This is a genomic window from Bacteroidota bacterium, from assembly GCA_016711505.1.
Classification (GTDB): Bacteria; Bacteroidota; Bacteroidia; order AKYH767-A; family 2013-40CM-41-45; genus JADKIH01.
The window spans coordinates 10,918-33,731 of record JADJSV010000009.1; the positions used below are offsets into that span (position 1 = coordinate 10,918).

A 22,814-nucleotide genomic window follows, 5' to 3' on the forward strand; every position below is an offset into this window, starting at 1 on the left:
ATATTACTTTGCTAAAATGCGCTCCGAAACGTCTGAAATCAAGCCTTTGTGGTTAACACCCGGATATACTTCGCTAAAGCCCTATATAGCTTGGCCAAAAGATGATTTAACGTGGTGACGAAAAGAACCAACTTTACCTCAATTCTTTTTTAGTTTTCATTAACTATTTTAGTTTTGTTGGTTCCTCAAAAGTTGAAAATTTCATATTTTAAGGCGAAAAACTGATACAGAATCAGCAATCCGGATATCGTAAAGTCAGAACCTTTGCTAAAGTCTTGTAAATAAAGACTTTATAAACTTTCAGTACTCGGCCGTTCCGGAAGTAAAAATCTATATTAATTACTTGATTTTCAATTAAATACGCTTATAAAATTGATTCGTAATAAGAAATTATGCAGGATTACAGGAAAGTTTCGGCTTCTGGCACTTCTTGTCCTTGCATTTGTGACTATGGATAAGGTGCAAGCCAGTCATTCCATGGGTGCAGATCTTACTTACAAATGTCTTGGCGGAAACTCTTACGAAATCGAATTATCATTTTATCGTGATTGTGCCGGCATCGAAGCGGATTCTATTGCTAACATATTTTTTCAATCCTCTTGTTATCCTTCTTCATCAATACAAATTTCTTTGATTCCCGGAACCGGACAAGAAATTAGTCCGGCATGTCCGAATAACACAACAACATGCAACGGCGGAACATTCACCGGAATTCAGGAATATATTTATCGCGGAATAATTAATCTACCGGGACCATGTGTCGACTGGCAATTCAGTTATAATTTATGTTGCAGAAATAATGCGATCACAAATATTGATCTACCGGGAAGTACAAATATTTACATCTATGCAAATCTGAATAATGTAATTACTCCATGTAATAATTCACCTACATTTTCAAACAAGCCTGTTCCTTTTGCATGTCGTGGTCAGCAATTTTGTTACAATCATGGTGCATACGATATTGATGGCGACTCTCTCGTGTATTCTCTGATCACTCCGTTTGACAGTCCCGGAGTACCGATTACTTATTCGAGCCCATGGACAGCAACAAATCCATTGACATCATCTCCGGGCGTTACCTTGAATCCGCAGACAGGCGACATCTGTATGACGCCAACGAATCTTGAGATCACGGTGATGGCAGTATTAGTTCAGGAATTCCGGAATGGAGTTTTGATCGGTGAAGTTGAACGTGACATACAATTTACGATCATCGATTGCAATAATATCATTCCAACTGTTTCAGGAATAAATGGAACAAATAGTTTTTCGCAGACAGTTTGTGCAGGAACACAAACTTGTTTTAATATTAATTCAGGAGACGTAAACGGAACACAGAATACTTTTTTAGACTGGGACTACTCTATTCCGAATGCGACCTTCACAACTTTTCCCGGACAGAGAGAAACAGCAACTTTTTGCTGGACGCCAACATCAGCACAAATAAGTACGAATCCATATTGCTTCACAGTTACAGTCCGTGATGATAATTGCCCATTTGTCGGAAGTCAGATCTATGCCTTTTGTATAACAGTTACGGGAATTGTAGCAAACGCAGGCCCGGATCTAAGTGTCGCTTGTAATGCAACAACTCCAATCACTGCAACCGCTTCGGGAGGAAGTGGAATTTATTCCTATCTATGGAACACAGGCGCAACAACACAATCAATTTCAGGCGGAGCAGGAAATTATATTGTGACTGCTTCTGATGGAAGTTGTACTGATACAGATACTGCAACTGTTAATCCTGCACCCGGATCACCGTTGGCAGCATTTAGCAATAATGCAAATTGTACAAGTCTTGCCATTCAATTTACAGATCAATCTACAATTACAGGTGGAACAATATCAAGCTACAACTGGAACTTTGGTGATGGCTTCACAAGTAATCTTCCAAGTCCTTCGCATACTTATCTCGCACAAGGAAATTATCCGGTTCAATTAATTGTAACTTCCTCTACAGGTTGTATTGATACTGTTACTCAAAATTTGCACCCGACGCTAACTGCATCTAATGCAGGATTTGCCTTTAACAGTGGCTGCCTGGGATCAGAAATAAATTTTACAAACCAATCCACTTCACCATCAGCGATTACGTCAGTGTTATGGTATTTTGGTGATGGAGCAACATCTACTGCACCTAATTCTTCACACATATATTCAGCAGCGGGAATTTACACTTCCTCGCTTGTAGTAACAAATGTAGATGGTTGTAAGGATTCCACTATAGGAGTACTTTCAATTTTCGGTTTACCTGTAGCAAATGCAGGAGCTAATGATACGGTATGCGAAGGCTTAACAGCAAATCTGATTGCCTCAGGAGGCGTGAGTTATTTGTGGAACCCCGGAACATTAACTACTGCTGCTATAACAGTGACACAAAGTGCTTCTACAAATTATGTAGTCACAGTTACAGATCTCAACGGATGTTCTGCTACTGCAACTGCAAGAGTAGTGATATCACGCTTGCCGCAATTGAATCTACAGGATCCTACAATTTGTCCGGGAGCAACAACAAATCTGACCGTAAATGTTTTTGGTGGTGGTGGTGGTCCACAATCAAATTATACATACCTATGGAATCCCGGTGGACAAACGACACAACAAATAACTGTTGGTCCGGCTATAGACACAGATTATCTGGTAACCGTAACCGGAAGATATGGATGTGTTGTAACAGATACTGCAAGCGTCACAGTTGATCCGGCTGTAATTGCAAATGCCGGACTCAACCAGCAGATTTGTCCCGGTGATACCGCTACACTTTCAGCGGCTGGTGGAACTTTTTACCAATGGGATCAAGGGGCCGGCAATTCACAGCAGGTAAATGTTAATCCAAATATTACAACAACATATACAGTTACAGTTTTTTCAGCAGCAAATTGTACAGCCACTGATCAGGTCGATGTTATAGTACTCGCACCACCTGTTGCAGATGCAGGACTCGATGAAAATATTTGCTTCGGCGATTCTGTAATTCTGAACGCAAACGGCGGAAACAATTATCAATGGACACCGGGGAATATCAATTCACAGCAGGCAATTTTTTCTCCTGTATCAAATTCTGCCTATACTGTTTTGGTTACAGATGTGAATGGATGTAAAGCAACAGACACAGTAAATGTATTTGTGAATGCTCTTCCAGTTGCTGATGCCGGCCTCGATCAGGCAATTTGTTTTGGTACAAGTGCGACTTTATCTGCAACAGGCGGATCAGCATTTCACTGGCAACCTAACAATGACACTTCGCAATCAACTTCAGTAAGTCCTGATTCAAATTCTGTTTATATTCTCACAGTTGTAGATACCAATGGCTGTAGTGATATCGATTCTATTCTTGTAAATGTAAATCCATTGCCAAATACTGTTATGTCTGTAAACAATGGTTTGTGTTTTGGTGCAGTTAATCTCAATGCAAGTGTAAATGCAACCGGAGCGAGCGGTCCTTATACTTATTTATGGTCGCCGACAGGTGGAACTGCAGCAACTGCAACCGGACTTGCTCCGGGAATGTATTTCATAACTGTAACAGATGCGAATAATTGTATTCGTAATGATTCTGCGTATGTCGATTTTCCAACTGCTGTCAGTGTAGTTGCAAATGCAATTCCTGTTTCCTGTTTTGGTGGAAACGATGGAACAGCAAGTGCAATTGCAGCAGGTGGAACGTCAACATATACTTATCAGTGGTCGCCCAACGGTGGTCAGTCGAATGTTGCAACAGGACTATCATCCGGAAATTATATTGTTACAGCAACAGATGCTAATGGATGTACAAGTACAACAACTGCAATCATAGACGAACCTGATGCGCTTACCTTGAATCCGGCAGTAAATTCTGTCGCTTGTTATGGTGATAGTACAGGAAGTATTATTATGTATGTAACAGGAGGAACACCGGGATATTCTTTTCATTGGAATCCACTTGGTGGAACAACTTCAGTTGCAACTTCATTACCGGCAGGAACCTATTCTGTGATCGTTACAGATCTGAATGGTTGCACGTCCACATTAAATACTATTGTTCAACAAGCACCGCAGCTTAATCTGAGTGTTGCTTCTGTTCCGACAATTTGTATCGGACAATCCAGTGATTTACTTGCTGTGATATCAGGAGGCGTAATGCCTTATACAGCACTATGGAATACATCCGATACCGGAGCAAGTATCAATGTGTCGCCAACAACAACAACAAATTATACTGTTTCAGTTCATGATGCAAATAACTGTCCTGTTGCTCCTGCGAGTGTTTCAGTACCTGTTTATCCTCCACTGAATCTGACAACTGTTAGTGTGCCACCAATGTGTGAAGGCGGTACTGTTAATTTACAAGCTGATGGTTCAGGCGGTAATGGTGGTCCTTATTATTATTCATGGAATGACAGTTCAATTTTTGGAGCAACACCTGTTGTGCTACTTGTAAATGATACAACATTTACAGTAACAGTAAGCGATGGCTGTTCACCGGATGTGAATCAATCTATTCCTGTTACTGTATACCCATTACCGGAAGTAGATTTTACTCCACATGCAATTGCAGGTTGTACACCTGTTGAAGTTAATTTTGCAAACTTCTTTCCGCAATCACCGGGTTCACTTTATTACTGGGATCTCGATGACAATGTTATAACCAATGATACGAATCCTGTTCACACATATGTTACACCCGGTGAATATGATATTTCACTTACAATTGTAACAACCGATGGTTGCGCTGCAAGTCAGAATGTAAACAATGCTGTTACTGTTTTTGGTTTTCCTGTTGCAGATTTTTTCCAAAGTGCTGATGAGGTTCCTGAATTTTTACCTTCTGTGACTTTCACAGACAACAGTACTGATGCCGTAACATGGCAGTGGGATTTTGGTGATGGAAGCTCAGTACTTGATATAACACAACCAACACATGAGTATGCAGACAGCGGAACTTATCAGGTCAGATTGATCGTAATGAATAACGGTGGATGTATAGATACTACCTATGGAATCATCAGAGTAGAACCTGAATTTACTATTTACGTTCCAAATGCATTTACACCCAATGGTGATGGTGTGAATGATTCATTCTTTGCAAATGGTCTTGGATTTGTAAATTATGAAATGTGGATCATGGACAGATGGGGAAAACAAATTTTTTATTCTCAGGAAGCAAAGCATCACTGGGATGGATCATATTTTGGTGGTGAAAGAATCTGTCAGAATGATGTTTATGAATATATCATCAACGTGAAAGACTACAAAGGAAAATCACATAAGGTGATTGGGCATGTGTCGCTGGTGAGGTAGTACAAATTTTTCCGGTTCAGACCAATGGTTAATAGTTGGCTCTTAAAGTTACCACCGACCTTTAGAAAATTTAAAACTTGGTAAACAGCCACTTTTGCGTGGTAGCGGATTTTCCTACATTTACCTCAATTGTTTTTGTGGATTCATTAACAATGATAGATTCGTCATGTGTAGGAAGTGCCGAAATTTGAACGATTTCGGCTTTGGAGGCATAAATTGAGAGATTAAAGCACCATTAAACTTGCAGACCATAAAAAAAACTACCTGCTTATTTCGCATAAAAACGCTGTTTTTATTGCTGGTTTCTTTAACAATGGCAAAGCATGGAATGGCCAGCCATTCCATGGGGTCAGATCTTACCTACCGATGCCTGGGTGGAAATTCCTATGAGATCACACTTTCCTTTTACCGTGATTGCGCCGGTATCGATGCTGATCAATCAGCGGAAATATTCTTTCAATCTTCATGTTTCCCTGCCAGTTCAGTTACCATTAGTCTGATTCCCGGAACAGGTCAGGAAATCGGTCCGGCTTGTCCCAACAATACTACTACCTGTAACGGCGGAACATTCACGGGTATTCAGGAATTTATTTACAGAGGAGTTATTAATTTACCGGGACCTTGTGCAGACTGGCAATTCAGTTACAATTTATGTTGCAGGAACAATGCGATCACAAACATTCTTCTTCCCGGACAAACTCAGATGTATATTTATGCTAATCTGAATAACACTATAACTCCTTGCAATAATTCACCAACATTTTCAAATAAACCTGTACCGTTTGCATGCAGAGGACAACAATTTTGCTATAATCATGGAGCATATGATGCGGATGGTGATTCACTTGTATATTCATTGATGACACCATTCGATAGTCCGGGCAATCCGATAACATATTCCAATCCATGGTCAGCAACAAATCCGTTAACATCATCACCTGCTGTAACAATAAATCCATCGACAGGCGACATATGTATGACTCCGACCAATCTTGAAATTACTGTCATGGCAGTGCTTGTAAAAGAATACAGAAACGGAGTATTGATCGGTGAAGTAGAACGTGATATTCAATTTACAGTTATTGATTGCAATAATATTGTTCCGACAGTCACAGGGATAAATGGAACAAATAGTTTTTCTCAAACAGTATGTGCAGGGACTCAATTCTGTTTTAATATTTCTTCCGGTGATGCGAACTCATCTCAAAACACTTTCATTGAATGGGATTATTCAATTCCGGGAGCAACTTTTACAACATATCCGGGCACAAGAGAGACGGCAACTTTTTGCTGGACACCAACAACATCACAAATAAATTCCAATCCATATTGCTTTACTGTAACAGTTCGCGATGACAACTGCCCTTATGTCGGAAGTCAGATCTACGCATATTGCATCACAGTAACAGGATTAAATGCAAATGCAGGACCTGACCAGACAGTAGCATGTAATGCAACTACTAATCTGTCTGCAACTGCTTCAGGTGGAAGCGGAACATATTCCTATCAATGGAATACAGGTGCAATTACACAAACTATTACTGCCGGAGCAGGAACTTATATAGTTACAGCATCGGACGGATCATGTACAGATTCAGACACAGTAACTGTTACTCCTGCAGTAGGTTCACCGATGGCAGCTTTTAGTACAAATGCAAATTGTTCAAGTCTTGCTGTACAATTTACCGATCAGTCAACAATATCAGGTGGTGCAATTTCAAATTACGAATGGAATTTCGGCGATGGAAATATCAGTACACTACAAAACCCTTCGCACACATATGCAGCAACGGGAAATTATCAGGTTCAGTTGATAGTAACATCTTCAACAGGATGTATAGACACACTCATACAAACTTTGCATCTTTCTTTGAATGTTCCTGATGCGCTCTTCTCTTCACAAAACGGTTGCATTGGTTCGCAGATAAATTTTACTAATCAATCAACTTCTCCAAGTGCAATTAATTCATGGCTATGGTATTTTGGAGATGGCAGCAATTCAACAGTTTCAAATCCGGCGCATACTTATTCAACTGCCGGTGTATTCAATACATCATTGGTAATTTCAAATATTGATGGATGCAGAGATTCTATAGTACATCCTGTTACTGTATTCGGTTTACCTGTTGCAAATGCAGGAGTGAATGATACAATCTGTGAAGGATCTGTAGCAACTCTCTCTGCTACCGGTGGTACAACTTATCTATGGAATCCGGGAACTCTAACGAGTGCTTCGATAAATATAAGTCCAAGTGCATCAACGACTTATTCAGTAACAGTAACAGACAACAATGGATGTTCATCATCTGATGCAGCAAGTGTCCTGGTAGTAAGACAGCCGCAGATCAATGTTCAAAGTCAGACTATTTGTCTGGGCGCAACGGCAAATCTAAGTGTTAACTTTGGGGGTGGTGGTATTGGAAATCCTGCCGCTTATAATTATCTGTGGAATCCCGGAGGATTCACAACACAGCAGATCACTGTTGGTCCGGGAATTACAACCGACTATTATGTAACAATAAATAATTCTTATGGATGTTCAGTCAGTGACACTGCAACAGTAAATGTCAATTCAGTTATTGCAGCTGATGCAGGACTGGATCAACAAATTTGTCCCGGCGATTCTGCAACATTGATCGCATCAGGAGGAAGTTTTTTTCAATGGGATCAGGGCGCGGGAGCTTCACAACAAGTTACAGTGTTTCCAAATGTCACAACCATCTATACGGTAACTGTGAGTTCAGGTGCAAGCTGTACAGGAACTGATCAGGTAGAAGTCCGGGTACTGTCACTGCCACTGGCATTTGCTGGAACGGATGAAAACATTTGTATAGGTGAATCAGTAGTTTTAAATGCCTCGGGCGGTAATGATTATTTATGGTTACCCGGAAATGTAAATGGACAACAGATTACTGTTTCTCCAATCATAAATTCTACTTATGATGTTATCGTTACAGATACGAACGGATGCACTGCATCTGATCAGATCAATGTTGTCGTAAACAATTTGCCTGTTGCATATGCAGGTCCGGATCAATCGATCTGTCATGGAACGACAACAACGTTAGTCGCAACAGGCGGCAATAGTTTTCTCTGGACACCGGGAAATGATACTCTTCAAAATTTTGTGATCAGTCCTGATACAATTACTACCTATACAGTGCTTGTAACCGATTCGAATGGTTGTCAGAGTACAGATCAGATAGAAATAACTTTTTATTCATCACCCACTACAATCACATCTTCAACAGATGCATTTTGTTTCGGATCGTTTGATGGAAGTGCAAATGTTATTGCATCGGGATCACCAGGCCCTTACTCCTATTCATGGTCACCCGGAGGAGCTGTTACGCAAACTGCAACAGGCCTGTCATCCGGAATGTATTTTGTCACCGTCAGTGATTCAAATAATTGTATGGTTGCTGATTCTGTTTTTGTCGGACAAGCAAATGCAATAAACTTATCGACCGATTCTATTGCTGCATTGTGTTTTGGTTCTTCTACCGGCATTGCTACAGTTTCGGCATCCGGTGGTGCTTCAACATTTACTTATCAATGGTTGCCTGCAGGTGGTACAGCAGATACTGCATCAGCACTTGCAGCCGGAGTTTATTCAGTCATCGTTACTGATGCAAACGGCTGCACTCAAAGTGCAACAACTACTATTACACAACCTGCGAATATCAGTTTGCAATTTCAATCTGCTTCAACTCTTTGTAATGCCGACTCAAGTGGTACTGCAAGCGTTAATGTTAGTGGCGGAACAGCAGGATTTCAATATGAATGGGCACCAATGGGAGGAACATCTTCACTCGCCAACAATCTCAAAGCAGGAAATTATTCTGTAACAGTTACAGATAATAATGGATGTACATCATCAGGTTCAGTCACAGTCAATGAACCATCACCATTAATTCCGGTTACAAGTACGACAATGGCAAATTGTAATGTTGCAGATGGTAGTGCGACAGTAATTGTAAATGGCGGAACACCGAATTATTCTTATTTATGGTCGCCGGGCAATAGTACTTTGGCAAACCCTACGAATTTATTCGCAGGAATTTATACTGTCAGAATAACTGATAACAATGGCTGCACTCAGAATGCAATAGCAAATATTCCAAGTGGTGGCGGTCCTGTGATAAATGCAGTGACTACTCTGAATGCAACTTGCTTTGGTAGTAACAATGGAGCCGGATCAGTAAGTGTTACTTCGGGAAATGGTCCATTTACTTATAGCTGGTCACCAGGAAATTTTTCTAATGCGGTTGAAACAACTTTAGTTGCAGGTCAATATTCAATTCAGGTCACAGATGTGAATGGTTGTTTATCGATCGATTCAATAACAATATCGCAACCAACAATTCTTACATCTTCACTCAGCTCTGTACCTGCATCTTGCTATGGACTGACAAATGGAAGTGCCTTTGTAAACGTTACAGGTGGTACTTCACCTTATTCTTATTCATGGTCACCGTCGGGCAGCACAAATTCAAATGCGACTGCGCTATCAGCCGGAAATTACACTGTAACAATTAATGATAATAACGGCTGTTCACTATCAACTTCCATCTTTGTTGCACAACCACCTGCTTTGAATCTTATTATGAATTCAATTCCTGTTGCCTGTTATGGTGGCTCAGATGGAAGCGTAAGTGCAAGTGTTTCCGGAGGAACCGGAAGTTATACATACCAATGGAATCCTTCCGCAGCAAATACAAGCATGATCTCAAATCGTCCTGCGGGAAATTATTCTTTGGGAGTAACAGATGCAAATGGCTGCACAATTTCATCATCAGAATATATAGATCAACCGGATTCATTATCTCTGATAATAAATTCTTCTCCCGTTTCATGCAATGGTGGAAATTCCGGAAGTGCAAATGTAGTAGTAAGCGGGGGAACTCCTGTCTACAATTATCAGTGGCTACCTGCAGGTGGCACAAATTCAAATGCTATTTCACTTGCAGCAGGAAATTATTCTGTGACTGTAACAGATCTCAATGGATGTATTTCAGAAGCAACGACAATAGTATCTCAGGCGATTCCACTTACTGTTTCAATTATGAGTGTGCCTACGATTTGTATTGGAGAAAATACAAACTTGTCTGCACAAATTGCCGGGGGAGCTTCACCTTATTCTGTTCTATGGAACACATCGGATACCTCTGTAAGCATTGAAGTTTCACCTGTTACAACTACAACATATACTGTAGACGTTCTGGATGCAAACAATTGTCCGACAGCACCGGCAATCGTAACAGTGAATGTTCATCCACCACTTTCTTTATCAACTATTGGAGCACCGCCAATGTGTGAAGGAGAAACTGCTACTCTTCAGGCAAACGGATCCGGAGGAAATGGCGGACCTTACACTTATATCTGGAATGAAGGATCTGTCTTCGGAGAAACGGTATTAGTTGCACCTGTTTCTGATTCAGTATTTACAGTAACCCTGAATGATGGTTGCTCACCTGCAGTAAGTCAAACTATTCCACTAATCATTTATCCATTACCGGAAGTTGATTTTACTCCACACATGATTTCAGGGTGCACACCTGTGGAAGTCAATTTTGCTAATTATTTCCAACAACCATCAGGAACTTCATATTACTGGGATCTCGACGACAATACATTCAGTAATGATACAAATCCTGTTCATACCTATACAACACCGGGCGAATACGATGTTACACTTACAATCGTAACTCCTGAAGGCTGTGCAGAAAGTCAAACAGTAAATAATGCAGTAACAGTTTTTGGATTTCCTGTAGCCAATTTTTTCCAAAGTGCAGATCAGGTTTCAATTTTCCAACCGGTTGTTACTTTTACAGATAGCAGCATTGATGCAGTTACATGGGATTGGAATTTTGGCGATGGAAGTTCGGTCGTTGATATTACACAACCTATACATGAATATGCTGATAGCGGAACATATCAGGTACGACTTATCGTTATGAATAACGGCGGTTGTATTGATACAACATATGGAACAATAAGAGTAGAACCTGAATTTACACTCTATGTCCCAAATGCATTTACTCCGAACGGAGACGGAATGAATGATTACTTTTTCGGTACCGGTGTTGGTTTTGTAGATTATGAAATGTGGATCATTGATCGTTGGGGAAAAGTGATCTTTCATTCTCAGGAACAATCACAGCACTGGGATGGCTCATATTTTGGGAATAATAGTTCTTGTCAGAATGATGTCTATGAATTTATCATCAATGTAAAAGACTACAAAGGAAAAGCACATAAGGTGATTGGGCATGTGTCGTTGGTGAGGTAGAAAGGAGGGTACATTTTCTTTATTAAAAAATTAAACACAGAGAACACTAAGAAAAAAAATAAGGCCACAGAGCGAAGTCGTACACTCTTGTGCTCTTAGTGCAGAACTTAGTGATCTCTGTGTTAAAAAAAAAATCGAAGCCGCGAACTCCCAAATTATAAAAAGGTCGACTAGGAACCAGGAATTTTTAAATCAACGACAACGCTCCACTCGGACACTTCCCAACCTGATCCTTTATCTGTTGAGTAGTTGCACCTTCCGGTCGAACCCATGGTCTAACGCGGGGATCAAAAACAGAAGGCAAACCATTGAAACAATTTGCACAGTGAATGCACAACTTCGGTTGCCATAAAATGGTGACTTCGCCATTTGTATATTTCTTTTTTATTTCCATAGGATTAAAGTTAGAAATAAATTCACTATTTCAAAAAATGATAGGTGCTTTTTGTCAAAGGTCAAATACTTACTATTGTGTAGTAAACATATTTTCATAGGCAAAAAGTTACTTTTCGCTTACAATTCTCCGGTTAATTCTGTTCCGATTATTGAATATTACCTTATCTTGGGAGCCTAAACCAAATCACTCAGATCGTGAAAAAAATATTACTATTCTTAGCTTTCCTGTATTCTGTTACTCTTGTAGCATCGCCATTCCACGGGAAAATTGTGCCTTTTAAACAAGCTGATGGCACCAGTGTCGACATCAAACTTTTTGGAACGGAATATTACATGCGCGCAGAAGGATTAGATGGTTATACTCTTATCCGCGACAAAGTTTCAAACAACATTGTTTACGCTAAATTATCTGAAGACGGTGCAGAATTACTTTCTACCGGAATCATTTATAAAGGAACAAAGAATAACATTGTTACTCCAACAGCAGTATTGCAGTTTTCAAAACACATTGACATTAGTGTAAAAGCACGTAACAAAGTCATTGAGGAAAACAAACAAGCACTGAGTGGAAATGAAAAAGGAATATTTGAAAGAAATAGCAGCGGTGGTCAGGGCGGAAATCATACAGACGGAACTCCGATCAATCCTGTTTCCGGAAATATTACAGGTCTTTGCATCGTAGTTGATTTCTCCGATGAGCCGGGAGTTTTACCGATGAGTGAATTCGAAGATTTTTGTAACGATACAAATTATTCAAACTTCAGCAACAATGGTTCATTGCGTTCATATTACAGAGACATTTCAGGCGGATTGGTTAATTATGAAAATGTTGTTTATGGTTACTACCGGGCACCATTGACTTTCGCTGACTATGATGCAATGGGATACGCAGTCGGTGCGCAACAAATTTTAGGTCTTGCTTTAAACTGGATCGATGGACAAGGTTTTGACTTCAGCACCCTTTCATTGAATCCGGATAATAGCATAAAAGCAATCAACCTTATGTACACCGGTAATCCACCGGTGTGGGCGCAAGGCATGTGGCATCATAAAGGAAATTACAACGGATTTACTGCTGATGGAGTTCATTCCAATGATTACAATTGTTCGCCGGCAAACAGTCCGCTTGAACTTGCAGTTGTAGCCCATGAAAACGGACACATGATCGGCAAATGGCCGGATACATATAAATACGACAGTTCAACCGGTCCTGATGGAATCGGGTCGTTCGATCTCATGTGTTGGTATGGAAATTCATTTAACCCTACTCCACCGAATCCGTTGTTTAAAAATAACTGCGGATGGAATACTGCAGTTGATGTAACAAATTTCAATGGTATCATAAACGACACTGCAAATTCACTGACATGTTATCGTTACACTAATATCAATGACACAAATGAATTCTTCCTTTTAGAAAACAGATTTATGACAGACAGAAGTCTTTACATTGACGACGAAGGTTTAACGATCTGGCATATCAACAGAAACGGAAGCAATCAGAGTTTTGATCATGAAGTTTATTTAGTTCACGCCGGTAATGATATAAATGATCACTCTACTGCCTGTTTTAATTTAAGTTTCTCCAATGAATTCAGTGAGAATACTACACCTAATTCGAATTTCTACAATGGAGATCCAAGTGGATTAAGAGTTTGGGATATTGGCAATGAAGGTCCGATCATTACTTATAAATTAGGAACAGGCGCACCGGGACCTTCACTTAATCTTGCCTACAATACAATTTCCGGCGATGACAATGGAAACGGATTTCTTGAGCCCAGCGAATCAGCAAACATTGATCTGACATCAACTAATACCGGACAACTTAGTTCGGCTTCAGCAATTCTTTCCTGCGTTCCAATCGGTGCAAATGCATCTCTTGTAACTGTCAACACAAATCCAATTACTCTTGGAGTGATCAACGTTTCTCAGACGATCAATTCCGTTATAAATATTACAGCAGATCCTACACTTACAGTTGGATCGACGATTGACTTGAGATTTACCCTTTCGGATGGCAGTGATTCAATCTATATTACAAGAACGATCATGATTGGTATTTTGTGATCATGGACAATAATCTTCTTACAACATGTGAAGCAGTATTTTTAGATCCGGGTGGTTCAAATAATTACAATGATGATCTTGATTTTACGAAAACGATCATGCCAATTTCCGGTGGACAATTTATCACAGCAGATTTTCAGGCATTCGAACTGGAAGATGAAACAAATTGCAATTATGATTACTTAACTATTCATAATGGTCCGGATGCGTTTGCTCCGATAATTGGAAGTTATTGCGGATTAAACAGTCCGGGTATTGTTACTTCAACAGACAATTCAGGTGCGCTTACATTTGTTTTTCATTCCGATCAGGGGGTTACAAAATCCGGATGGGAAGCAGCGATCACATGTAGCGGACCTGTTGGTATAAACAATACAGATCTTGCAAATGTTGTTGAAGTCTATCCGAATCCAACAACAGGAATGATCAGTATCAGACTTAAAAGTAAAATCGAAGGTGTAATTACTATTACAGATATTCTAGGCAAGGCGATAACACAAGTGATGCTTAAAGATTCCGAAAAACACACGATTGATCTTTCCGGAAATGCAAAAGGGACATATTTCCTGAAATTCCGCTCTGAATCAGGAACTAACACTCAAAGAATTATTATTAATAATTAATAAGAATAATTAATAATTTTGCTGCCGGTTCAATTTCGAAACAACGGAATTGAATCGGCATTTTTTTTACGAATTACGAATCTCGAATTACGAGCTTAAACGACATCAACCTAAACCAAATTACAAAAATGAGTTCCCACGAAAGAGCACAACACGACGAAGCCAATAATGTAACCTATCAACGATGTCAGTATGCATATGAATATGCAAAACCGTTTATAACAGGAAAGAAAGTTTTAGATGTCGGTTGTGGTAATGCATATGGTACAGCATTGATGGCAGAGTCAGCGAGTGAAATCATGGGACTTGATTATGATCAGTCGACGATCGATGATAACAAGAGCAGATATTCTACAATTAAAAATCTTTCATTCAAGCGTGCAGAAATTCCACCGTTACCATTTGAAGATAATTCGTTTGATGTAGTAACTGCATTTCAGTTCATCGAACACATTCATGCACGCAAAGAGTTCATGAAACAATGTCTGCGGGTTTTAAAGCCCGGAGGCAAAGTAATGATCACTACACCGAATTCTAAAAAGTCGTTAGCACGAAATCCATTTCATGTTCATGAATATACATTCGATGAGATCAAAGGCGAGATCAGTTCATTGACCGGCGGTTATGCATTACAAGGTTTGAATGGCAATACGACCGTAAATACATATTACGAAGAGAACGGAAAATTTGTCCGTATGATCCTGAAATGGGATATTTTCAAATTACATCAAAAGCTACCTTCCGCCTGGCTTGCAAAGCCTTACAACCTGATCACGAATATGATGCGGAATAAGTTGAAAGAAAAAGTCGACACAACTACCCAAATCACCACCAAAGACTTCTTCCTCCAGCGCGAAAAACTCGACGATTGCTGGGATATCTACTTAGAAGCCAGTAAAAACTAAGCACTTAGCTAAGGCTTTCCATTTCAATTTCTAATAACCATCAATTTAAAATCCATTAATCCAATAATCCATTAATCCTGGTAAATCTTAGTTATTGTTTGCAAATTTGAATCAATTCACTACTTTTGCCGTCCCAAAACTGTCCTATGGTGTAATGGTAACACTGCAGATTTTGATTCTGCCTTTCTAGGTTCGAATCCTGGTAGGACAACATTTTGCGAATTCAACGCCCTGTAGGTCATATACTTACGGGGCGTTTTTCTTTTAATGAAAGTGCTGAGAGTCTGTGGTCAGATTTGTTATATTCACAACATGAAAGCACTAATTCTATTTTTCGTTCTTTTTACTACTCAGCTTTACCCACAACCAGTAATTACATTTCTAAATATTCCTGATTCATCAACTACAATATCACAACGAAGTTGTCAAAATGTAGATTTGATCATAACTCCTCCTGGGCCTAATCAGCTCTGGGATTATTCAGATCTGGATTCTTGTAATACTCTACCGGTTTATGCAACAACATTCTTTGGATGCTCTCCGGACATGTATCAATCGACCAGTTTTGATACAGCTAATATTGTAACCAATGAATATTTGTATTTTCAAATAAGTCCGGATATCTATCGCGAATTTGGTCGTAATCCACTGTCATATATAATCTCAACAAATGACCCAAGAGATATTTTACGATTACCTGTGAATTATCTTGACTCATTCAGCGATTACCATAGTTTTTCTGTAACTGCTCCCGGAACTGGAGGAAATACGATTGGAACCTCGTATGTAGTTGCTGATGCATAGAACATTAATTACAAATGCTGTAACATTGAACGATGTATTAAGAATTAGAACTTATACTGTAACTGATGGCTCATATGTCGATTCACATGGAAATCCATATTACAATCATTCTGTCAGTATAACATACTCTTTCTTTTCGGCAACTGCAAGATGCCCTGTATTGGAAATTCAAACAGATTCCATTGAAAATATCACTAGGATATACTATCAGGATTTCCTCAATCCGGTATTTGAATCAACCACAAATCCATATTTCAAAATTTCGCCAAATCCATCTACCGGAAAATTTTCAATTAGTAATGCGAGAAATGAAGAAATAGAAATCACTATTTATAATTCAGTTGGAAAAAAGGTTTATAAAACTTTATCTGAATCAAATAAAAAAGACATTGATCTGACAGAAGAGAATAACGGTATATACTTTTGTGTTATAATTGATGAAAACAATTCAGTTATTACAAAGAAACTAATCATTCATGATTGATAAGTTGATTAATGAAACGAAACAAGGAAAATTACAAATTTTAATTATATTTGTTTTAGGTTTCACAATGGCAAGTTGCACGAATCCATTCGCTAAGGGAACATGGGCACCGCTTCCATTTAAAAAGAAACAATTAATGAATGCTCCGGCAGATACAATCAAAATTAACAGAAATAAGTAATACTCTTTTTAAACATAAACAAAATGAAAAAAATAAGTACCATTCCTAAATTTTTCTTACTTATTGCATATTGCTTACTTTCTACATTTAGTGCAAGCGCTCAGGATACTATTTATAAACGCAACAAAGAAATTATCCAGGCAAAAATCATTGAAATTGGACTGGACGAGATAAAATATAAGATGCCTAATTATGTAGATGGGCCAACGATAGTAATTGCAAAAGATCAGATCTGGAAAATTATTTTTGCAAGCGGAGTTATACAACTCATGACACCGGAAATGTTTAATCCGGAAAATTATTCAACACAAAAGAAGAATGCTATCAAGATCGATTTTCTTGCTCCTATGTTTCGACACGTTACTTTTATTTATGAGCATAGTTTAAAACCCGGTCAAAGTATTGAAGCGAGTATTGGTATAATAGGAGTAGGATTTAATTTTGATGAGGGCACCGAGCAAAAAGGTGCGTTCGTGCGCTTTGGATATAAATTTATTAAAAGCCCTGACTATTATTTGAGAGGCATGAAATACGCACATATCCTGAAAGGAAGTTATATTCGTCCGGAAATTTTATTCGGAAGTTATTCTGAAAGCTATTCGTATCAAGAATATAACTATTATGGATATCCATCAAATACAACTACAACAATCAATGACCGTATCACTTACGGAGCATTTCAACTTTCTTTTGGAAAGCAATTTATATTCAACGATCTGTTTCTTGTAGATTACTACTTAGGAGTAGGCTATGCATTTTCCCATAATAAGGGAAGTTATTACAACGAAACTGTCCCTTATTTTGGAGTTTCAACTGCCGGCGAATCAAATCCATTATCTTGTAGCGGCGGTTTGCGAATCGGGTTTTTAATAAAATAAACTTACATACACTTTATTTAAGTCCCAGACAAAATCATGCCTGCAATAAGCAACGACCCCTTACATGGTATCACACTTGAATCCATCGTCAACAAACTTGTAGAGCATTACGGTTGGGAAGAACTTGGGAATATTATTCCAATAAATTGTTTTCGAAGCAACCCAAGTGTTAAGTCAAGCCTTACGTTTTTACGAAAAACACCTTGGGCGAGATCGAAGGTTGAAGCACTTTTTATAGAAATGAATAATGAATAATGGGCTGCTTAAGAAAGGGCTTTACTTATTGTGAAGGAAAATGAATTTAAAAAGAGTTAGTGAAAAGTGAAAAACGAAAAGTGAAAAGTGGGTACTTTGCAAAGTCATCTGTCATTGCAAAGTACCCGCTTTTCACTTTTCACTTTTCACTTTTCGTTATTCGTTACTGTAAGACAATCCGTTCCGTCTTCAACAACCTCCCATCAGTGATGAGCTTGTAAAAATAAATACCCGGAGAAAATTTGTTGATGTCCATAACCATTTCCTGTGCTTTGCTGAAAGAAGAAGTGGCTACCATTTTACCGGTGATATCGTATAACTGAACGGTAACTGAATTGAATTGCTTGCTGAGATCGAAGTGAATAATTTCAGTTGCAGGATTCGGGTAAACATTTGCTGATGAATTCTCAACTTCGTTCACAGCAGTTGTAGTACTTGCAGCGATGTAATTTGAAAGACTCAGATAATAAACGTTATTTCCATTTCCATTATCTTCATCAGCAATGTAGATCTCATTATCACTCGTAAAAGCTACTGCCTCTTTTTGTGTCCAGCCACCGCTGATATTAACTTGTGTGTGATCGCCACCAAAAAAATCTGAACCACTGAAGTTTTTGAAAATGTGTATGTGTGAATTCGACATTAATATCATTGCATCACCACTCGGACTAACATCGGCAGCTGTTGTGCGGTCGTTTGTATAAAAGCTATCAACTAAGTTTGCAACTTTAGTTCCTGCATTTTCAGAGAGTGAATACATCTTTGTGTATCCTATTGCTGATCCGTCTGCTTTTGTAAACAGATAAAGACGTCCGTTGAAATGCAAAAATGCTTCGACATCAAAGTTCATCCACGCAGAAGGAAAATCAGTTTGATCAGAAAAAGTAAACTCTATGATCTCTGGAGTTACTGTCGTTGTTGACGAATTGGATGTAGTATTTTAAGATCTTCCCAGTCAAAATTTGTTGCACCGGTAAGGGTTATTGTCTGTTGTAATGAGCCTGTCATTCCAACCTTATACAAACGATTATCTCCAAAACCATCGTTATGCGTCCAGAAAGAAGCGTTGCCGTTGAAGTCCAATCCTGAACATTCACCAACCGATGAAGGAAGCGACCCTTTAAGTGTCGCAGTAATCGCTTGTGAAGTATTGATAGTCAAGCACAAAGCAAGGCCAATAAGAATCCGAAAAGGATTTTTTGAAAGCATGTTTCCCATTATTAATAGTGATTGTAGTAATTCTTCCGATTCCCCTCAGAAGATACTGCAATGTAAGCGCGGCAAAGATAAAAATATTGTAATACGATGACTTCCTTACAATTATGAGGTTTTGAACAGTTTTTGCACATTTTGACCCTTCAAGAGGTCCGATAGTTTGATTTCGTTAAAAAAACCTAATTTTCTTTTTTGGAGGAAATATGAAGTTAGTCTTATTTCATTATTTTTCTACCTTCGCAGGCACTCAAATTTCTTTGATTCTATGAATTACCAGCGCATTAATAATGTAGTAGGTTGGATTGCTTTCCTGATCGCCTCTTTTACTTTTATTTCAACCATCGAACCGACCGGAAGTTTCTGGGATTGTGGTGAATTCATTGCAACAGCACACAAACTTGAAGTAGGTCACCCACCGGGTGCACCATTCTTTTTGATGCTTGCAAGAGTATTCATTCTTTTCGCCGGAGATGACATTTCGAAAATTCCAATAATGGTGAACATCCTCTCAGCATTGATGAGTGCGTTCACAATATTGTTTTTATTCTGGACGATCACAGCGCTTGCAAAAAAGCTTGTGTTGAAGAAAGCAGCAGAACTTACAACTGATAAAATTATTGCAATCATGGGAGCCGGTTTAGTTGGTGCCCTGGCATATACTTTCAGCGATTCATTCTGGTTCTCTGCTGTTGAAGGTGAAGTTTACGCAAGTTCATCATTCTTCACTGCTATCGTTGTATGGGCAATGTTCAAATGGGAAAATGCTTCTGAAGAACCACACAACCTGCGGTGGTTAATTCTTATCGCATATCTTATGGGATTAAGTATCGGAGTCCATTTATTGAACTTACTTACTATCCCTGCACTTGCATTTGTATACTATTTCAAACGTTATACAATTTCAACAAAAGGAATTATTTATACTGCACTTGTTGGAACAGCAATTCTTGGTTTCATTCAGTATGGAATCATTCTTGAAATGATCACTCTCGCAGGATCCATTGATTACTTATTTGTGAATGGACTAGGAATGCCTTTTGGAACAGGTATTATACTTTATAGTATAGTCATCATTGCATTTTTATTCTGGGCGTATCGTTACACCCGCAGAAAAGATATGCCGGTATGGAACACTGCTGTACTTTGTGTTTCATTTATACTCATCGGCTATTCAACGTTTGCACAAATTGTGATCCGATCAAATGCAAATCCGCCGTTAGATGAAAACAATCCTGAAAACGTTTTCAACTTTATCTCTTATTTGAAACGTGAACAGTACGGAGAACGTCCATTGTTCATGGGACAATATTATAATGCAAAGGTTGTTAACCAGGAAGAAGGCGACATGAACTACGCAAAAGTTGATGATGCCGATAAATATGTAGAAGCGGGTCGTAAGATCACTCCGGTATATGAAGCTGACAAGACCACTCCATTTCCAAGAATGTGGAGCAATCAGCCTAACCATATCAACGAATATAAAAAGTGGGCAGATATAAAAGGTGACCGGACCCCAACGTTTGGTGAAAATCTGAAGTTCTTCTTTGTCTATCAGATGGGTGAAATGTACTGGCGTTATTTTATGTGGAATTTTGTCGGACGTCAGAATGATCTTCAGGGTCCGGGTGGAATTACAAAAGGAAACTGGATCAGTGGTATCAAAGCTGTTGATGAATTCCGTTTAGGACCACAGGATAAAATTCCCGAAGGAATGAAAAACAATAAGGCGAGAAATACAATGTTCTTCCTCCCTTTTATACTTGGAATAATTGGAATGATCTATCACTATTCGCGCGACAATAAAGATGCATGGGTAGTAATGTTGCTTTTCTTCTTTACAGGAATTGCAATTGTGATCTATCTGAATGGTACACCACAACAACCTCGTGAACGTGATTATGCTTATGCCGGATCGTTCTATGCATTTGCCATGTGGATCGGTATTGGAGTATTATCCATTTATGAATTCTTAAAGAAAAAGATCAATGGCAGCACTGCTGCAGGTATTGCATCTGTAGTTTGTCTGGTAGCTGTTCCATTTGTAATGGTGAAAGCAGAATGGAATGATCACGATCGTTCAAATCGTTTTACTTCACGTGACTTCGCAACAGATTATCTGAACTCTTGTGAAAAGAATGCTATCATTTTTACAAATGGTGATAATGATACTTTCCCATTATGGTACGCTCAGGAAGTTGAAGGTGTCAGAACGGATGTTCGCGTTGTCAATTTAAGTCTACTGAATACTGACTGGTATATTGATCAGCTGAAAAGAAAATATTACGACTCAGAACCGATTGATATTTCATGGGCATCCGACAAATATAATTTAGGTAAACGTGATTACTTACCATATTATGACCGTGGAGTAAAGGGCTCTGTTGAGTTGAAAGAATTAGTTGACTTCATGGGAAGCGATAAAGCGGAAGCAAAAGCTAGAACAAATAGCGGTGAAGAAATCAATTATTTCCCAAGGAAGAATATTCGTCTGACAATCGATTCAGCACAGGTTATTGCAAAGGGAGTTGTTTCTCCGGAGAACGCAGACATGATCGTTAAAACAATGGAATGGTCAATCGGCGGAAGTTATCTGATGAAAAATGATCTGATGATCCTTAACATTCTTGCAAACAATAACTGGAAACGTCCGATCTATTTTGCAACAACTGTTGGATCTGACAACTACCTGAATCTTGAACCATACTTCCAGTTAGAAGGACTTGCATATCGTGTTGTTCCGATCAGGACAGAAGTTGCACAACAGGAAATCGTTCCCGGTCGTGTTGAAGTTGACAAGATGTATAACAACGTCATGAACAAATTCAAATTCGGAAACATGAACGATGAAAAAGTTTATCTGGACGAAAACAATTTAAGAATGACAACAAATTTCCGTATCAATTTCTCTCGTCTTGCAGAAGAATTAATGGTTACAGGAAAACGTGATTCAGCAATAAAAGTGCTGGACAAGTGTCTTGAAGTAATGCCTGACAAAACTGTTCCATACAATTACTTCATGGCGAAAGTTGCTGAATTATATTATCGTGCTGCCGGTGTGATGAATAAACCAAATGCACCACTTACGATAAATGATGCAGAAATGACCAATAAAAATGAACTTGTTGCAAAAGGAAATGCAATCACAGAACGATTATTAGCAATCTACGGCGATAACATGGAATATTATGCAAGTCTGAAAGGAACTAAATACTACAAACTTGTAGATGCAGAAATGAATCAGGCATTGTATATTCTTCAGGCAATGTCACAGACAATGAAACAAACTGATCAGAAAGCTCTGTCAGAAAAAGCTGAGAAAGCATTTGTTGATGCTGTTTCAAAAGCAGGAATGTAATTGAACTAATAAATTTGAAGCCGGTATTTCGAAAAAGGGACCGGCTTTTTTTTGATTCAATTATTTCCCT

14 protein-coding genes and 1 tRNA gene are annotated in these 22,814 nt (G+C 38.8%); 12 read left to right on the top strand and 3 right to left on the bottom strand.

The window, feature by feature from the left end:
- Nucleotides 1-372 precede the first annotated feature (372 nt).
- Together IPL24_11095 and IPL24_11100 are read left to right on the top strand one after the other, a co-directional pair.
- On the top strand, nt 373-5,286 hold the full coding sequence (locus tag IPL24_11095) for a PKD domain-containing protein (protein ID MBK8364196.1): 4,914 nt from the start codon (nt 373-375) through the stop codon (nt 5,284-5,286).
- A 313-nt stretch (nt 5,287-5,599) separates the two neighbouring features.
- A complete protein-coding gene (locus IPL24_11100; protein ID MBK8364197.1) occupies nt 5,600-11,578 on the top strand; it encodes a PKD domain-containing protein in 5,979 nt (1,992 codons plus the stop codon).
- A gap of 187 nt (nt 11,579-11,765) precedes the next feature.
- Here IPL24_11100 and IPL24_11105 read toward each other — a convergent pair whose 3' ends face one another.
- Nucleotides 11,766-11,972, bottom strand: a complete 207-nt coding sequence (locus tag IPL24_11105) for a (4Fe-4S)-binding protein (protein MBK8364198.1) — start codon at nt 11,970-11,972, stop codon at nt 11,766-11,768.
- A 197-nt stretch (nt 11,973-12,169) separates the two neighbouring features.
- Between IPL24_11105 and IPL24_11110 the strand changes: the two genes are divergently transcribed.
- The 9 genes from IPL24_11110 to IPL24_11150 all read left to right on the top strand — a co-directional run bounded on the left by IPL24_11110 (nt 12,170) and on the right by IPL24_11150 (nt 18,174).
- Nucleotides 12,170-14,044 carry a M6 family metalloprotease domain-containing protein gene (locus IPL24_11110; GenBank protein ID MBK8364199.1) on the top strand — a complete coding sequence of 625 codons (1,875 nt, stop codon included), beginning with the start codon at nt 12,170-12,172 and terminating at the stop codon, nt 14,042-14,044.
- A gap of 2 nt (nt 14,045-14,046) precedes the next feature.
- Nucleotides 14,047-14,667: a T9SS type A sorting domain-containing protein gene (locus IPL24_11115; protein MBK8364200.1), complete on the top strand. Its 621-nt coding sequence runs from the start codon at nt 14,047-14,049 to the stop codon at nt 14,665-14,667.
- Nucleotides 14,668-14,795: 128 nt separating this feature from the next.
- Nucleotides 14,796-15,572 carry a class I SAM-dependent methyltransferase gene (locus IPL24_11120; protein ID MBK8364201.1) on the top strand — a complete coding sequence of 259 codons (777 nt, stop codon included), beginning with the start codon at nt 14,796-14,798 and terminating at the stop codon, nt 15,570-15,572.
- Nucleotides 15,573-15,712: 140 nt separating this feature from the next.
- Nucleotides 15,713-15,783, top strand: a tRNA-Gln gene (locus IPL24_11125).
- Between the two features lie 101 nt (nt 15,784-15,884).
- Entirely contained in the window at nt 15,885-16,376 is a 492-nt protein-coding gene (locus IPL24_11130; protein ID MBK8364202.1) for a hypothetical protein, read from the top strand.
- Entirely contained in the window at nt 16,369-16,860 is a 492-nt protein-coding gene (locus IPL24_11135; GenBank protein ID MBK8364203.1) for a T9SS type A sorting domain-containing protein, read from the top strand. The genes IPL24_11130 and IPL24_11135 overlap by 8 nt, the downstream gene beginning before the upstream one ends.
- On the top strand, nt 16,853-17,041 hold the full coding sequence (locus IPL24_11140; GenBank protein MBK8364204.1) for a hypothetical protein: 189 nt from the start codon (nt 16,853-16,855) through the stop codon (nt 17,039-17,041). The genes IPL24_11135 and IPL24_11140 overlap by 8 nt, the downstream gene beginning before the upstream one ends.
- A 23-nt stretch (nt 17,042-17,064) precedes the next feature.
- Nucleotides 17,065-17,919, top strand: coding sequence for a hypothetical protein (locus tag IPL24_11145; protein MBK8364205.1), 855 nt, complete (start codon nt 17,065-17,067; stop codon nt 17,917-17,919).
- Between the two features lie 36 nt (nt 17,920-17,955).
- Entirely contained in the window at nt 17,956-18,174 is a 219-nt protein-coding gene (locus IPL24_11150) for a DUF2132 domain-containing protein (protein MBK8364206.1), read from the top strand.
- Nucleotides 18,175-18,337: 163 nt separating this feature from the next.
- Here IPL24_11150 and IPL24_11155 read toward each other — a convergent pair whose 3' ends face one another.
- Nucleotides 18,338-19,024, bottom strand: a complete 687-nt coding sequence (locus IPL24_11155) for a T9SS type A sorting domain-containing protein (GenBank protein ID MBK8364207.1) — start codon at nt 19,022-19,024, stop codon at nt 18,338-18,340.
- A gap of 56 nt (nt 19,025-19,080) precedes the next feature.
- Nucleotides 19,081-19,383 (bottom strand): hypothetical protein, encoded by a 303-nt coding sequence (locus IPL24_11160; GenBank protein ID MBK8364208.1) that lies wholly within the window; start codon nt 19,381-19,383, stop codon nt 19,081-19,083.
- Between the two features lie 271 nt (nt 19,384-19,654).
- On the opposite strand from IPL24_11160, the gene IPL24_11165 reads away from it, so the two are divergent.
- Entirely contained in the window at nt 19,655-22,744 is a 3,090-nt protein-coding gene (locus IPL24_11165; protein MBK8364209.1) for a DUF2723 domain-containing protein, read from the top strand.
- Nucleotides 22,745-22,814: the final 70 nt, after the last annotated feature.